At 34.1% G+C, this 16,480-nt stretch carries 16 protein-coding genes; 3 read left to right on the plus strand and 13 right to left on the minus strand.

Features of this window, described 5'->3' with window-relative positions; all coding sequences use genetic code 11:
• Positions 1 to 182: 182 nt before the first annotated feature.
• Entirely contained in the window at positions 183 to 1,109 is a 927-nt protein-coding gene (locus ACFS5J_RS11995; protein WP_379812449.1) for an alpha/beta hydrolase, read from the minus strand.
• Between the two features lie 306 nt (positions 1,110 to 1,415).
• Here ACFS5J_RS11995 and ACFS5J_RS12000 point away from each other — a divergent pair, with 306 nt between their 5' ends.
• Positions 1,416 to 3,764: a TonB-dependent receptor gene (locus ACFS5J_RS12000; protein ID WP_379812450.1), complete on the plus strand. Its 2,349-nt coding sequence runs from the start codon at positions 1,416 to 1,418 to the stop codon at positions 3,762 to 3,764.
• 74 nt (positions 3,765 to 3,838) lie between these two features.
• A complete protein-coding gene (locus ACFS5J_RS12005) occupies positions 3,839 to 4,867 on the plus strand; it encodes a PepSY-associated TM helix domain-containing protein (protein WP_379812451.1) in 1,029 nt (342 codons plus the stop codon).
• Between the two features lie 145 nt (positions 4,868 to 5,012).
• Here the strand turns inward: ACFS5J_RS12005 and ACFS5J_RS12010 are convergent, their stop codons facing one another.
• Together ACFS5J_RS12010 and ACFS5J_RS12015 are read right to left on the minus strand one after the other, a co-directional pair.
• Entirely contained in the window at positions 5,013 to 5,357 is a 345-nt protein-coding gene (locus tag ACFS5J_RS12010; protein WP_379812452.1) for an SRPBCC domain-containing protein, read from the minus strand.
• Positions 5,358 to 5,481: 124 nt separating this feature from the next.
• On the minus strand, positions 5,482 to 6,402 hold the full coding sequence (locus tag ACFS5J_RS12015; protein ID WP_379812520.1) for a ClpXP adapter SpxH family protein: 921 nt from the start codon (positions 6,400 to 6,402) through the stop codon (positions 5,482 to 5,484).
• A 243-nt stretch (positions 6,403 to 6,645) separates the two neighbouring features.
• Here ACFS5J_RS12015 and ACFS5J_RS12020 point away from each other — a divergent pair, with 243 nt between their 5' ends.
• The gene (locus tag ACFS5J_RS12020) at positions 6,646 to 7,008 is read left to right on the plus strand and encodes a winged helix-turn-helix transcriptional regulator (RefSeq protein WP_379812453.1); all 363 of its coding nucleotides are present in this window, start codon (positions 6,646 to 6,648) and stop codon (positions 7,006 to 7,008) included.
• A gap of 103 nt (positions 7,009 to 7,111) precedes the next feature.
• Here the strand turns inward: ACFS5J_RS12020 and ACFS5J_RS12025 are convergent, their stop codons facing one another.
• From ACFS5J_RS12025 to ACFS5J_RS12070, 10 genes are all read right to left on the minus strand, one after another.
• Positions 7,112 to 8,131: a TQO small subunit DoxD gene (locus tag ACFS5J_RS12025; protein ID WP_379812455.1), complete on the minus strand. Its 1,020-nt coding sequence runs from the start codon at positions 8,129 to 8,131 to the stop codon at positions 7,112 to 7,114.
• Positions 8,132 to 8,200: 69 nt separating this feature from the next.
• Positions 8,201 to 8,575 carry a hypothetical protein gene (locus ACFS5J_RS12030; protein WP_379812457.1) on the minus strand — a complete coding sequence of 125 codons (375 nt, stop codon included), beginning with the start codon at positions 8,573 to 8,575 and terminating at the stop codon, positions 8,201 to 8,203.
• A gap of 56 nt (positions 8,576 to 8,631) precedes the next feature.
• The gene (locus tag ACFS5J_RS12035; protein ID WP_379812458.1) at positions 8,632 to 9,618 is read right to left on the minus strand and encodes a HupE/UreJ family protein; all 987 of its coding nucleotides are present in this window, start codon (positions 9,616 to 9,618) and stop codon (positions 8,632 to 8,634) included.
• Entirely contained in the window at positions 9,615 to 10,475 is an 861-nt protein-coding gene (locus tag ACFS5J_RS12040) for a peptidyl-prolyl cis-trans isomerase (RefSeq protein WP_379812459.1), read from the minus strand. The genes ACFS5J_RS12035 and ACFS5J_RS12040 overlap by 4 nt, the downstream gene beginning before the upstream one ends.
• A 12-nt stretch (positions 10,476 to 10,487) precedes the next feature.
• A complete protein-coding gene (locus tag ACFS5J_RS12045; RefSeq protein WP_379812460.1) occupies positions 10,488 to 12,356 on the minus strand; it encodes a DUF3604 domain-containing protein in 1,869 nt (622 codons plus the stop codon).
• 185 nt (positions 12,357 to 12,541) lie between these two features.
• Positions 12,542 to 13,624: an FUSC family protein gene (locus tag ACFS5J_RS12050; RefSeq protein ID WP_379812461.1), complete on the minus strand. Its 1,083-nt coding sequence runs from the start codon at positions 13,622 to 13,624 to the stop codon at positions 12,542 to 12,544.
• A gap of 50 nt (positions 13,625 to 13,674) precedes the next feature.
• A complete protein-coding gene (locus tag ACFS5J_RS12055; protein WP_379812462.1) occupies positions 13,675 to 14,211 on the minus strand; it encodes a hypothetical protein in 537 nt (178 codons plus the stop codon).
• A 90-nt stretch (positions 14,212 to 14,301) separates the two neighbouring features.
• Positions 14,302 to 15,120, minus strand: coding sequence for a class I SAM-dependent methyltransferase (locus tag ACFS5J_RS12060; protein WP_379812463.1), 819 nt, complete (start codon positions 15,118 to 15,120; stop codon positions 14,302 to 14,304).
• 4 nt (positions 15,121 to 15,124) lie between these two features.
• Positions 15,125 to 15,637, minus strand: coding sequence for an OsmC family protein (locus tag ACFS5J_RS12065; protein WP_379812464.1), 513 nt, complete (start codon positions 15,635 to 15,637; stop codon positions 15,125 to 15,127).
• A gap of 83 nt (positions 15,638 to 15,720) precedes the next feature.
• Entirely contained in the window at positions 15,721 to 16,446 is a 726-nt protein-coding gene (locus ACFS5J_RS12070) for a hypothetical protein (RefSeq protein ID WP_379812465.1), read from the minus strand.
• Positions 16,447 to 16,480 lie beyond the last annotated feature (34 nt).

The raw sequence follows: 16,480 nt of genomic DNA on the forward strand, positions 1-16,480 counted from the left end.
TCTATTTTAATTTAATTAAAATAGAGTTTTTCAATAATAAACCGACTTTATTACCAGTATGTAATCTCTATTGATTTAAATAGTAAACAAAGTTAGGTATTGTAATATTGAAGTTGTTTTATTTTAAGTGTTTTAATTAAATTTTAACGTAATATGTTCATTATGAAAGATTTATTTGTTTTTTAGGTGCTTTTTTTATCTTCGCCTTTTAAATACGCTTTGAAAAATCGAATCTGCTCTTTACAAGCTTGCTCAAAAAGAGCACTTGGGTAATACAATAATCCAAAATGACCACCATCAATTTCAATTAGTTCTTTTGGTCCTTTCGCAAGAGAAAAAGCGTATTTAGCAACATCTGAATTGGCACCTTGTATTTCATCTTGTTTTGCAACCATCATTAAAACAGCAGCTTTTATATAAGGCATGCAGATTACAGAATTGAATTTAACAGGAACCTTAGGCGTTACATAGGTCGCAGTATTAGTCCATAGCGTGTTAAAGCGACCACCATATTCAATGAACCATCGAAAGGCAGTAAGTGGTTTTAAAAGGGATGGAATACTTTTTTGGTCAAATGAAACAACAGGCATTGGACCTAAAATAGTTTCGGGAGTATTGACATCACCATTATAAAAGGTATTTTTTAAAGTTTCGAAAAGAGTCCCATCAGCATCTTTTGGAGGTATTTCTTTCCCACACGCTGGTACTTGAGCCACTACGGCCTTTACACGGGCATCCATAGCGGAAACAAAAAGTACTTCATCACCACTCATACTATCGCCCCAAAATCCAATTTGATTAGTGTTTATGTTGGATAATGCTGTCACATAATCTATGGCATCGCGATAGCCTCTTGCTTGCGTCCACCTGTTAAGCTCTTGTCGGGGTTTACCATCACTATTTCCTAGATTGCGATGATCGTAAAGCAGCACGGCAAAGCCATTGGAGCAAAATCTTTCGGCAAAACAATCGGCAACCATTCCGGATATAGTAGCAGAATACCCATGCGCCATTATGATTATGGGATGTTTTGAAACATTATTGGAAGGAAGGTAAAGTCGACCTCTCAGAGTTGCACCTTCCGATGGAAATTCAACATTCTGGAACATAATTACTTTAATTTACAATTAGTTTAAGTATTACGATAGTATTCTAGAGGTGTTTTTTAAGTTATTGATTATCAAATAAATTTAAGAAAAATTACGATAGCGTGTATGGTTGACTATTTAATTTAACATCTTAAAAATTTCTTTTATAAATACTGTGAACTCTAACCTCTTTTCCATAAAAACTTTAGCGTAATAGATAAACTACTATGTTTCTTATTCGTTCCACTTTATTTAAAAAAAACTTGTTGTTATATTTTATTGTTTTACTTTTGCAGAAATTTAAAAACAGTCTAAATAAGAATAACTATGAGATTTTTACTTTCCTGCATATTTATATTGAGTTTTTTAGGTGTTTATGGCCAAGAAGCTCAAGTGCAAGGTCGCGTTGTAGATAATCAAAACAATCCAATCCCTTATGTTTCAGTAGTGTTAAAAACAACTACAAAAGGTACTCAAACAGATGGAAATGGAAATTATACCCTTACGAATATTGAAGCTGGAAGCTATACCCTTCAATTTTCAACTATTGGTTTTACTACCATAAACCGTTCAATTGTAGTAACAGAAAATGAGGTAGTGGAAATTAATATAGTTTTAGAACCTACTGTAGAAGGACTAGATGAAGTAGTCATTACGTCAAATAGGGTTCGTGAGACTTTGGATGAAGTACCTTCATCAGTTTCAGTTGTAACAGCTGCACAAATTGAAAACTTAAGTCAGACTAGTACTAATATTGCCGATGTATTATTAGAAGTACCAGGTATAGCATTAAGTACCAATCAAACCAGTAGTACAGGTCAAACTTTACGTGGTAGAAACATGTTAATTTTAGTTGATGGTATACCACAATCTACACCTTTACGTAGTGGAGGTCGTGATGTGAATACTATTGATCCTAGTACTTTAGAACGTATTGAAGTAATAAAAGGAGCAACGGCTATTTATGGTAACGGTTCTGATGGAGGAATTGTGAATTATATTACCAAAGGAACACATTCATTAAAGAAGTTTGAAAGTACCACTAAAGTTGGAAGTGATGGTGCTTTAAAAGGTATAGATAAAACGGTTGGTGCAAATATTACACAAACCTTTGCGGGTAAATTTGACAAGTTGGGTTACGTTGCTAGCGGAACTTTCAGACAAACTGGAGTCTTTAAAGATGCTAACGGAGAAGTAATTTCACCATATTATGGTATTGGAGAAACCAATCAATACAGTTTATTTGGGAAATTAAATTACAGTTTCACCGACAGACAAAAAGTAGAATTGATGTATAATTACTTCAGTAGCAATCAAAATTCGGATTATATCGCTGAAGTGGGAGAATACGGTGTTAGGCCAACAATTGGAGTAATAGGGGAAGACTTAGGAGTTGACCAAGGTAACCGCTACAATCACAATGCACAATTAACATATGATTATATCGATATTTTTGCGGCTACAGATTTTAAATTGAATTTGTATGTACAAGATTTTAAAACAGTTTATGGTTTTACGGATAGTTTTTACAATCCAGATTTAGGTTTTGAAGGTGGTCAATCTACAATTATTTCGAGTAAAAAAGGTGCACGCTTTAACTTTAATTCGCATTATAAATTTGGTGCAGTTTCTGGAAATATTTTATACGGAATTGATATTTTAAACGACAAAACTGCTCAAGAACTAGTTGATGGTAGAGGTTGGGTACCAGAGATGAGCATGACCAACTTTGCACCATATGCACAATTGAAAACAATGTATAAGGATTTGGTTTTAAAGGGTGGAATTCGCTTTGAAAACATTGGAATTGAAATTCCAAACTATACCACACTAGTTCGTTTTAATCAAGGTGCAACTACGCCAAGTGGAGGAGGAGTTGCGGTTTCAGGAGGTGATTTGGATTATAACGCGACAACTTTTAACGTAGGGTTACGTTACAACAAATGGTCGGTTTTTAAACCGTTTGTTAGTTTTTCACAGAGTTTCTCTATTGCCGATTTGGGTAGAACATTACGTTCGGCTACTGAAAATACGGTAAGCCAAATTAATTCAGAAGCTGTAATTGCCAACAATTACGAAGCAGGATTCAGCAGTCGTTTTTCAAACACTCATGTTAGTGGTTCTTATTTTATCAGCACTTCAAAGTTTGGCGCTACTTATCGTGAATTGGATAGTGGAGTATTTGAAATTGCACGCCAACCAGAACGCGTTTATGGTTTTGAAATGGCTGTAGATACAAAATTATTTAAGCATTTTAATTTAGGTGGATCTGTTTCTTTTGTTGAAGGAAAAGTAGATGCTAAAAATGATGGAAATTATGACACTTACATGAATAGTGACCGTATTGCGCCTTTGAAAACCGTAACCTATTTAGCCTACAACTGGGCGGATAAATTCAATGCACGTATCGCTTATATTTATTCGGGTAAACGCGATCATTTTGAACCAAATGCATCAAATGATTATACCTATGGTCAAGGGCCAGTTTCAAGTTTTAGTTTGGTTAATTTTACTACAAGTTACCAAATGAGTCCTTCTACTAAAATTGGTTTAGGAATTGAAAACTTGTTAAATGAGGATTATTACAATTTATTGTCACAATGGGCAGCTCGAAATTCTGATTATATAAAATCAAATGGAGCCCGATTTAATTTATCATTAACGGTTAATTTATAAAAAAGTAAGCATCCTGTAATTCATTTTACAGGATGTTCTTTTTGTAGTATCATTGCAAAAAAATAAATTTTAAAGTGAACAATCGTACCTTACTTAAATACCATTCAGTCTTAGGCTTGTTTGCAGGACTTTTATTAGTATTAATGGGACTTACTGGAGCAATTTTGATTTTTAATGAAGATATTGATGCTGCATGTTTTCAAAAATATGAGGTAAGTGATACATCGAATGTAATGTCTTTGGATAAAGCTTTGGCATTGGTTCAACGTGAATTTCCTATGTGGGATACGCGAATTGTTCATTTTAAGAAAGGAGAAACCATACTATTCAATTTACGAAGACCAGAAGAAAGGCGTTTTGTTTTTGTACATCCTGAAACAGGTACTTTACTAGGAAATATTGATGCCAATACAACGTTTAGTAAATGGGTACTTAAATTGCATTATTCATTACATGCAGGACTTGTGGGAAGAATAGTTGTCTTAATCACAGGGATTTTATTTTTTCTTTCATTGTTGACAGGTATTCTACTTTATCGAAAAGTAATTGTAAAAACTTTGTTGTTTAAAATAAAAGTCAAGCGTTCTCACAAGCGTAATTTCTATTCTGCCTTACATCGTTATGTTGGTGTTTGGGCGTTAGTAATGAATTTGGTTTTGGTTATTACAGGATTGTTTTTAGCCTATAAAGTAGTGCAATCGGGGTTGCAACAACCTAAAGAACCCACTACACCTTTACTACAATTTTCATTGGATAATGCTTTGGAAAAAGTACAAAAGGAATTACCTGATTTTTCACCAACTTATATACGCTTACCAAATAATAATAAAGCCGATTTGATATTCAACGGTGTTTTTGAAAATGATCCTTTTTATTTTAGTGAATATTACAACAAGATTGTTTTAGATGCTAAATCGGGAGCAATAAAAGAGATTGTAAGGGTAACAGATACTTCTTTGGGAAATCAATTAAACAGTATGGTGTCACCACTGCATTTTGGGCAGTATGGTGGATTTTGGATAAAATTATTGTATTGTTTGGCAGCACTCTCAGGACCTTTTTTATCCATTTCGGGATATATTATTTGGCGTAGTAAAAAATAATTTTATACACTATTATTCGAAAAGAATGCTATTCGAAAGTTTACGCATCAGGAATTTCAGGTTCTACTAGTTTTTTTAATTTTTATAATGATTCTTGCTAACCCAAATAACACATTTCTGCAGGAATAACTTCTGGAATGTTTTCTTATACGATTTTGATTTCTGTACCGCAGGATACCGCTTTAATGGCTACAGTGGTTATCATTTCACCTGGTAAATTCGGATTGTCAAAAGTGTCAGAGTATTTGATGAATGCGTTAGGTTTTAAATCAAGAAAAGATCCACCAAAGGAGTGTTGACTTCCAGTTGAAAAATTAGTAAATGACATTTTGTAGTGACCACCAATTTTTACTTCCATTTGATGGACTTCACATACAAAACCATACGGAGGAAACCACGACGCCATAGCGATTGGTTCTGTAAAGGCGCGATAAATTTTTTCAGGTGTTGTTTTAAACACTCTATGTAAGGTAATCGAATTATTAGCCATAATTATTTTTTAAACTAATTTACAAAAAAGAAGTTTTAAGAGTGTAATGGCTTGTATTCTAGTTGTTTTAAAAAAAAATAGCAGTCTTGGATATTCTAGACTGCTATCAAATGATTATATTTTTTTATTTAGCTCTTTTCCAAATCGCCCCATTTTTAGTGGAAAATTGCTTTAAAACACCACGTTCGGTAAGATGATGTAATACAGCTTCACTTTCTTTTCTTGGGGTTTCTGTTAGCTCTGAAAACTCACGAGCGGTTAAGGTTTCAAATTTTGAAAAAATTGCTTCCCAACTTTTTGAATATGCTTTTTTTGAAATATCGGGTTGAATTTTTGCGATAGCTTTTTCATAAATGACATAAGGTTGTGAACCGTAAACCGTTTCTTTATTTCCAGAGTTGTTTATGAAAAATAGTGTTGGAAAACCTCTCACACCATATTGGCGTGCCAGCTTCAAATCATCTTGAAATAATATTTTGGCTTTACCTTCAAAATCAATTTTAAGCTGTTTGACATCTAGGCCTACCTTTTGAGCTGCAAGGGCAATATTTTCCCATTTGGCAATGTTTATTTTTTTCAAAAAGACCATTTCTCGCAGTTCGCGTAAAAATAGAAGTGCTTTATCGGAGTCTTGTAAACTTGCAGCTTTAAAAGCAATAGAAGGAGGATAGGAAGAATCAAGTGGATCTTCTAGCCAGATGTCTCCATCAATAGGCATATCATAGTAGATGCTTACTTCATCCCAATGGTGTGCCACATCCGATGGTTTGCTGATACCGCCACTATTGTAACTCCAATCGGGTAATAACCCACCCATGCGGTATTCAATTTCAATTGCAGAGTTGTATTCTAATTTTAGTTTGCGCAATTGTGGTTCTATGCCCCAACACGAAGAACAAATAGGATCTGTAAAATAAATGATTTTAACTACTTCGGTATTATTTTGTTCCGATATAAGGGGTTCTTCTATTTGTAGGTTAGGTATTTCACATACCCCCGTTTCAGGGTTACATAAAAGCGGATTATTAGTTGTTTCGTTAGTCATAGTTTTTGTATTGGGTTGGCCTTGACAAGCAATAATACTCAACAAAGAATAAAGCATGGATAGACGTTTAATTTTGTGTAGCATTTTCATTTGTTTAGTAATAGTTTAATGTGCTTTGTAAATATTTTCTAGATTTTTAAATTCTTATACAAAGCTATTACGAGTCCATTGTATATTTGCTATGAGTTTCCTTTTGGATACTAGTTTCGTCGAAGAAACTATATACAACCAATCATAAGAGCTATGAAAAAGAAAGCAGTTATCAATGATACTCCAATTTGTCAGGTGCGAATGCAAGCCATAAATGATGCTATTAGTATTTTATCAGGTAAATGGAAGTTTCCCATTTTAGGAACATTAATATCAGGAAATAAACTAGGATTCATGGATTTGTTAAGAGAAGTAGAGGGAATAGGAACTAAAATGCTCGCTAAAGAATTACAAGATTTAGAAATGAATCATTTAATCAGTCGTACCGTTTTGGATACAAAACCTGTTACGGTTGAATACGCGATTACGGAATACGGTGAAACGCTTACGCCGTTAATTGACGAACTGGCCAATTGGGGAATCGCCTATCGTAAATCAGTTCTTGCTGATAAATAATTTACCTTTTACGATTATCTTTTAAAAAATAGTTTATCCTGTAGCTATAGAGTTAAAAGAAAAACGGTTTGGTAACTTACCAAACCGTTTTAGTATAGCTATTTTAGCGTTTTAAAATGGTGTGTTCCCAAGAAAGACCACTTATATCGGTTAGCTTTACTTTATAGATTCCTTTTGGAAGACTTGCTAAGTCTTTATTTTGTAATCTAAGTTTCGCTTTAGCTCCTAAAGGGACCACTAAGCTATGTTTTCCTGCTTTTACTTTAGCAATATAATAGTTGAAAACATTATTTTCGTTTAGCTTGGATAATTCTTTTGGTGTATAGGACACGATTGTTTCATTCTTTTGGTTCATGAGTTCAATACCGATTACCCACGAACCGTAAACATCTACTCCTTCTGTTCGATACACATCAAAAGAAAGTTCGTTTTGATCAATATTTCCATCGGTAATTTCTAGTTTTGGTTGTACCGATTTATTATGTAGTGGTCCCCACAACCCACCATGAAAGATTTGATTGGTCGTTAGGGTTATCCCCAGAATGATTAAAGCTCCGACCAATACGAATGTTGAGATATGAATTTTATTAAGCGGTAATAATCCAGATCCCAACCATTGAAATAGTTTCTTTTGCGTAAATGAAAATTGTTTTTTCATAAAGTAGTAATCCAAGGAATAGTGACTACTTCCCGTTAAAAAGAGAACAAATCCACCAGCTATTCCCAATACTCCGATTTGCCATTCATCGAGACAAGTAGTACCAATCCAACCCGAACCAAGTAGAATACCCATTGCAAGCCCAAATACGCCAATGCTCATAAGGCGAGTAAAAAAACCAAAAATGATGAATAATCCAATAATTCCTTCAATAATGGTAAAAGCTACCATATTAATCCATAAAATATCGGGGTTTTCAACTAAGTATTGAATGATGGGTTTTATACCTAAAGCATGTGGTAAAAAGTGATTGAACTTTTCTCCGATATATCCAGCGATTTCAGGATCAAGTTTGTCGGATAGTATGGTTCTTCTCCAAAAAGCGGAAAAGTACGTCCAACCAATAACGAATCGTAATGCTAGAACAAAGAGTCCTGCATCATTTTGTAAAATGTTGTTTTTCATAGGATTTGATTATCTTAAATTAATAGTAATAGCAACTAAAAGTTGATTAGTAGAGGAGTAAATATTTAATTACAGATAATCTTTGAAATGCTGATAAAGGATGTAAAAAGGAATAGGTAAAACCTTTTGGTTTTGTTTGGTAGGAAGTGCTAGATTGGGCTTCCAAGAAGTAATAGAAAAACGAAATACTTCACTATCTTGAAAATTAAGTGCGAAATTTTCTCTAACGGACTTTTCAGTAGTATCTTTTTTGTTCGCGTCACCAAATTCCTTGCATACGGATTGGAAAGTAGTTTTACTTTTGTTACTGGTTTCCGTTTGTGGGATACCCAACTCATCTTGGATAAAGTTTCGAACCTTACAAGGCGATAACAATAAGAATAAACACAACACTAAAAGTGTTGAGAAAGAAGTAAATGTTTTTATCGTAATTTTTTTCTTCACTAAGGCAAATATAAAAAAATACAGAAGTTCAAACTGTTATTGTTTTCTTAATTTAGTTAGAAGCCTGCAATACGTTCAATGAGCCAAAATGCAGCCAACGAACCAATGAAATAGGGCACAATTTTTTTTGTGTACTTGTTTTGCGGTATAATATTTTTAGAAAAATGCATAATAAGTAATGCAACAGTTACGAATGCAATTTGCCCTAATTCAACGCCAATATTAAACATAGCCAATGCAAGAGGAACTTCACTTTGTGGCAAACCAATACTTTCCAAAGCTCCTGCAAATCCAAATCCATGTAAAAGGCCAAAACAGAAAGCAACCAACCATGGTTTCTCACTCGTAATAGTAGGTTTGTTTTGTTGAACTTTTAAAATTTCTACTGCTAGGAAAACAATACTTAATGCAATAGCGGCTTCTACCGGAGGACCAGGAAGACTTGCAATACCCAATACAGAAAAACTAAGGGTTATACTATGCGCAATGGTAAAGGCAGTAATAGTTTTGAGTAGTTTGCTAAAACCTACCGTTATAATTAATAAAGCTAATACAAATAATAAATGATCAAATCCTAATAAAATATGTTCTACCCCTAAAATGGTATAGGTTTTTACAACTTGCCAGCTATTTTGACTTTCAGGAATGATTACCGTATTGTTAGTAGGTTGTAGTAAAAAAGTATGGTGCTCTCCATTTAAAAAGCGAATATCAACTAAAACATCTATACGAGTTGTACTTAGATTGTTAATTCGTAAACTAGTGTTTGCAAGACTTTTTTTTCCATCCAATTGGTACACATACAGCATAAAAGCTTCCAATAGTTTAGGTGTACTTGTTTCTTTTAAGGTAAATGCCGCATCAAACTCAGGTTGTACATTAAGTACTTTGTCAGTTGTGCGGGGTACTTTCCATAAAACAGAGTATGTTGTGGATGATTGTTGCTGAATTTGTAAAAAACCGGGTCTGATTTCGTGAGCTTTACAAATTGTAGCACTTAAGCTAATTAAAAACAAATAGAATAGTTGAAGGTGTAATCTCATAAGGAATTGTAGGTTTGTTTAATTGCTTCAGGTACATTTTTTGAAGTAATTTGAACACGGTACTTTTTTAATAAATCCTGATAAACCTTTTCTTGTGTTTCAATTTCTGTTCGGTATTCAAATTCTTTTTGAATATAAGGTTTGGCTTCATGAAACGGAGCAATTTTAGAGGCTTCTCTTTTCGAAATGTAAACCAAATGCGTTCCAAAACCTGAATGTATAGGTCCTACCCATTCATCAAGCGGTAGTGCTTCTAAAGCGGTAGCAAAATCACCACCAAAAGTATTGTCAATTTCGTCTAGTGGGGTGTCTTCCCAGAAATTGGCTAAAGAAAGTTTTAGTTTACGGGAATTAGGAATGTCATTTTCTTGTGTTAACAGAGTTTTAGCAGTCGCTATTTCTTTATCCAAAATGGGCTCACTATTTAAGAATAAAACTTGTTGAAAAGTATACGAAGGAGGTAACTTAAATAGTTGTAAATTATCGTTATAAAACTTTTCTAGCTCCGCATCAGTTGGAGGATGTATAATTTCACTCAAATCGTTCGAAACGGCTTCCATTTTTTGTGCCAAACGTCGTTTTACAATAATATCATTGTGATCTAAATTCAATTGTAACGCTTCGTTGTAAAAAACTTCTTGACGTAGATATTGATCCAAGATGGCCTTGATATCAGTATCGTTTGGTTCCCGTTGCCATTGATTTTTCCAATTGGCAACCAAAAAGTCATATTCATCATCATCAATTACAATCTTGCTTTCAGATGCAACATCTTCATTTTTTAAATAATAAAAGCCAAAAATTAAGAACCCTAAGCACATAAAATGAACTAAGGGTTCTTTGAAAATTTTTTTCATAAACAAAATAGATTATTTTTTAGGTTCGTACCAAATAGGAGAGGCCCAAGCACGTTCAACAATTTCTTTTTTAGTGTCATCTGGGAATTTTACACCAGGATTTCTTATTTCATCATAAAGATTCCAACGCGCTGTAGGTAATTGTAATACACGTACGTAGTAAAACGCATGCTGATTTGCATTAAAAGTAGGATCTTTCCATACACCCATTAACTCTGCGTCACCTTTTTCGGTGTTAAATGCAGCAGTTTTTAAATTAATTGGTGCATTGATAGGAGTTACAGTACCATTAGCCTGTAGACGATTTCCAGAAGCTACAACATTAAAAATGGTGTCTTTAATTTGACCATTTTCAACCCAACCTTTTACAATTTGAATACGGTCTAAATTGGGTCCTATAGGATCTTTAATTGCCCATAATAAGAATTCTGGTGCTGTAGTGCCAACATAGTTTTGCCCCATTGGCACTCCTTTAGCATAACCATCTTTTACCAATTCTTCATACGAATCGTATTTAGTTTTAAAACCTTGCCCTGCAAATACTCGTACCTTCATTCGAGGTCCTGAAGTGGCATATGTTTCACGATTGTGCATACCATCCCAAATCGCTTCACGAGTATTTGAAGTGGCCCAAACAGCAGTTAATGCTCCAGGACTAGCGTGACGCGCATACAATTCCCCATCTAATTCATTTTTAGAGCGATCAGCAGCATTTCGATCAATCATGCCGTGGCTTCCTACTTTGTAATTGTCTTCCTCAACGTTACTAGGTGTTCCATTATGGCTGTCAGTTCCACCAACAAATCCATATTTAAAAGGATTGGTTCCCATTTCTTCTTCATACTTCAAACCACGACCTAATCCCCAGCGTACAAAATTTCTTTTTTCAAATACACGACCATTGTATTGTTGAATAGACACTGCATTTTCAAAGTCTGCAAATTCATCACTTGGCCAAAAATCGGGAACTACTTCAGAATTACCTTTCACTTGCATCATTTCGATAAGAGGTTCCATTGATTGGCGGGTTTGAATGTACTCCTTTGTAATCGGATTTCCGCTCAATGTTTTTTCAGTAAATAAAAAACCTTTACTTTCATTAGAGTTGTGAGGTATACAGAATACTTTTTTTCCTTGATCTCTTTGCACCTTCATCCAAGCCCATAATTGTTCTGGATCGGGCCCTTCATTTGAAGAAAATGGTACTTCTGGTACATTAGTATCCCTGAAGAAAACATTTCGGTGTAAATTAGCAGTGTTAGGCGCCGAGGTCCACTCATAAGCATGAATGGTTGTAAAAGTTCCAGGTTTGTAATTTTTTTCAGTCGCTTCAAAATTTTGCTTCCAAGACGATTTTGCCGCTTCTGGCCCTTGGTAAAAAGGAGGATGTGGGTCTCCACCACCTGCCAGTACATCTAGTACGTATTTTTTGTAAAGTCCTAATGCAGTTTGTAAATCTTTAGCTTCGCGCATTTGAACTGCTACAGGATGATCATAACCAGCTGTTCCTTCATTGATTAAAGTATAGGTTTCAGCTAAAAATTCCGAGTGATCAGTTACAGCACACCAATCTAACGGACGTTTCATTTTATGCATACTTCCATTTACCATCATTTCTTCACCTTGCGCAAATCGATAAGCATCATCAGGAGTAAGACGAGTACCTCCAATAAAAGCATCCATTGAAACTGCAGTATGCATGTGTTGCTCTCCAAAATAGGCTTCTTTTAATTGGTTTTCAGTGATGTCGTAGGTTATTCCGTTGTGGGTATATTGGGTTTGATCAGGTTTAGGGGCTTCAGTACTGCTCTCTTTTTTTTCATTGTCTTTTTGATTACAAGATGCAAGTAGTAGAATGGATAAGATAAAAAAATGTTTCATAATGATATTTTTTTGTGAAATATTATGATTGAGATAAACATCTGTTATTCAGTATTAAAGGTAAGTTTTTTTTTTTTTGTAGTCCATTTTTTTATGAGATTTTTTTGTAGAAAGGATGTTTCTTCAAATCATAACAAATCAGGTTGCGAAAAGAGGTAGTAATGTAATTTGGAATTACGAAACAATTATCGTTTAAAACTATTTTTCAATTGATTGAATTTTTCAATCGTAGCAAAACGAATTTTTTCTTTGTACAGTAACCAACCACCGATAGCTCCGAGAAGACTTCCTATAGCTATTTCAACAAATCGTAAAGTAATTAAAGTAGTGGGCGAATTGTAAATAGGGTTAGCCGCTTCTGCGAGTAATATAGTCATAGGAGTAATGAATAAAACCGCTATAGCATATTGGCGTACAATAAGAGTTTCGACTATAGTTTGAAGAAGAATTATGGTCAAACAAATTTCCAAAGGTGTTTTGACAACAGTTATAATGAGCCAAGTAAGTCCAATCCCAATAAAAGTCCCGAGGATTCTGTGAAAGGTTCTTTGCCAAATATGATACAGAGAGGCTCCCTGCATAACAGCGGCACACGATATTGGAATCCAATACGGATTGGAATAGTGCAACAATCTACCGATAAGTAAGGAAAGTAACATAAATCCTCCCATTATCAATGCTTCCCAAAAATCAGCAGCAGGATTTTTTTTAAAAACAGGTACAACTGGACTGGAAGCGATTTCTGGGTCTTTTGTAAATAACAGAAAGGTATACAGTATTGCCAAAATAGCCGTAAACATTGTGCCTAAACCTAAAAGTCCAACTTTTGTAGGAATCGTACTTAAATTAAAAGGTTGGCATATCGCCATAGCGGCAATTAAAATGAAAAAGAAACTTCTAGGTGGAGCGGTTTTGTAGTAGAGTATAATCCAATGCACCACCATAGAAAACACACCTAAGGCAATAGCAGATACAATAGGGTTGAAACTAAACAATAATCCGAAAGCAAAGGATACCATAAAACCAAACGAACAAACCATTACGGTTAGTATTCTATTGGTAAAAGATCCCAAATCGGGGAGGTATAGCATAACCAATCCACTTAAACAAGCGGTAAGACCGTATTGCAAATTTCCAAAATACAAACCAACTAATAGCGGAGTTCCCATACTTATGGCCACCAAAAAGGGAATCGGCCATTTTCGATTGGTTTTTTTAAAAGTAATTAAGTGCTGAAATTCTTTTTGTATTTTTTGGTTGAAACTCATTTAAAAATGCAGTAGTATAACAGATGTTTTAAAGTTTAAATGTACACAATTTATTGATTCCCCTTTTGTTTCTTCAATTGTTTGTTGTGTTGTCTTGTAAAAACCCTATCGCTTAGTGTATTCCATTTTTCTCTAAATGCATTCCATTTTTCTTGTTCTCCATTGATTTCATAGTAATATGGATTAAGAGAAGAAATATCATAGATGATTCCTATAGTGGCACCAACAATAAAGCCAATACCAATACCAATACCAACACCTTCCAATACTGATAATAGGTTAAAATCAGAACCATATAAACCGAAAGCACTACCAATTATTGCACCTTTACTTGCTTGTTCAAGGATATAACCTGCTGTGCTTTTTGTTTTAAGTTTTCCAATATCTTTTAATAGAAATACTAAGTTATCACCGCTGTTGTTTAAAACAAGTGTTGAATCAGTTGCATAGATATATGTTCCTTTGCCTATTTTTTTATTATTTAAGTCATACACTTTTACATTAAATTTATATTTTCCCCAAGAATCTTCTTGAGAAAAAACACTTAAACTTAAAAGTAACGTAATGATGAGGAATAAATTTTTCATACCTTTTAATTTTGAGAGTAGATTTAAAAGGCATATTAAATTTACGAAATTTTACTGTATTAGTAAATTTCTAATGGATTAAAGATTGATTTAATTTTTAATAGCAGAACCAATTACAAATTCCCCTAGTATTTCATAACCTTTTTGAGTTTTGTAAGACGCTATAGAATCTAAATACTCTTTTTTAGCTGCTGTTTTTGTTGTTTCATCAAACCTTGAGTAGGCCAATGCAACAGGGCCTCCTAAAAAAGCAGCTTTGCAAGCTTCATCTGCAGTTGAATAGTGAAGTAGTGTTTCAATTTTTGCTATTTCGATAGCATTAAACCCAGCTTTTTCAAAAGTATACTGCAACACATTACTTTCTCCTAAATTGAAAAACATAGGACATACATCAGAACTCACACGAGCATCCACAATTGGAAAAATTTCAGCCCATCCACAATTTTTGCGAGAGCCCCATATGGCAACTACAACGCGTCCACTCGGTTTTAAAACTTTATAAATTTCAGACAAACACTTGTCGGGATCGGGTAAATACATGAGTCCAAGTGCACAAGTAACCAAATCGATGCTTTCACTAGAGATATTTAAGTTTTCAGCATCCATTCTTTCAAATGTAACATTCTTTAAATGTTTTGCGATTACGGTTTCAGAACCTATTTTAACCATTTCATCTGAGATGTCTGTTGCGATAATTTTACCCTGTGGACCAATTTGCTCATGCATTCTAAATGTTAAAAGTCCTGTTCCAGCGGCTATATCCAGTATATGATCACTGGGTTGAATATTCGTTTTCGATAGTAACAAATCATGTGCGGGTTGTAATTGCTTCTGCCATGAATGTTCATAATAAGCAGCAGCTTTATCCCATCCGTATCGTTGTACCCTGCGTTGTAATTCTGGTTTCATAACGTTATGCTTTAATGAATTGTACCTGTCGAATGCAATTTTGGGCATTTGCAAAAACATCTAAATAGGGACTGTGTCGATCAGCTATGTTTAATAAAGATTCAATTTCCGATTCAGTTGCTGTACTTTTAATAGTAATCATATAACGAATTTCGGAATAGCCCGGAGCAGTATTGGACGTGCCAAAAAGAGCACCGTCATCATAATCGGCTTGTATTTCAACTTCTAAACTATCAATAGGGATATTCATTTTAGAGGCCCACATCATATAGGAAATGGCCAAGCAACTTCCTAATGCAGCACGACCTAAGACGCCCGGAGTTGGTCCTGTAGCAGTACCACCTACTTGTTCCGGCATATCGGTACGAAAAGTCCAATCTCCTTCAGTAATTTCACAAGAAAGCCCACTAACAATTCGTGTTTTAGATGTTCCACACCCCAATCCGAGGGAAGGTTTTAAAGTTAAGGCCTCGCTGATTCTCTCAAACTTGTTCTTGATTTCCGCTTGTTCTTCCATAAATCGTTGCTTTACTTAATATGATTTTATTTGTAAAGTATTCATTTACAGTTATAAAGGTACGATTTTTTAAAAGAATAGTGCTATTCGGTGTCAAAGCCATCAAACTCAAGAACTTTATATTGAGGACAATGGTTTACCACTAAATCAAAGTGTGTAATTCCATCTATTGTAGTAACATATTGTTTGTAGTTTTGGGAAAGACTAGTATAATGAAATTGATAAATATAATCTTTTATTTTTTCAATTGTCAAGTTGATGGTTTCAGCAGTATTCTCGAGACTTAATCCTTTTAATTCCAATTGAATCGATTCTGGGTTTAGAGCAACAATATTCTGAATGGGTAAAGCATACGATTCCAAAGGACCACAAAATAGAATTGCATTTTTATGAATTTCAAATCTTTGATCATTTCCATCGCATCTATCATATATAACAAATTGATTTTTTAATTTTCGTAAGCTGATGAAATGATTAGGAAAACTTTTTAAATGTTGTTCATATGATGGAGTATTATTTTCGATGGCTTCAAGAGTAGTATCCAAAGAAATAGAAAACCTTTCTGTTGTATTCCAATTGATTATTTTTTGATAAAATGTTGAGTTTTTGGTTGTGTCAATAAACAATTGATGTTGTGACAAATCTAATGAAAGTGGGTTATTGTTTTCAAGTATTGTATCGATTGTGTTTTCTATTTGAATAATATCCACAGAAGTATTGTCTAATTGTGATTCTGAAACAGTAGATAGCTTTTGGCTACAGCTGAAACAAGTAATTAAAGAAAGAAGTAAAAGTGTTTTAATGTTCATTTGTTATCAATAATATTTTTTCAAATTATGTTGA

Source organism: Flavobacterium chuncheonense, assembly GCF_042686145.1.
Lineage (GTDB): Bacteria > Bacteroidota > Bacteroidia > Flavobacteriales > Flavobacteriaceae > Flavobacterium > Flavobacterium chuncheonense.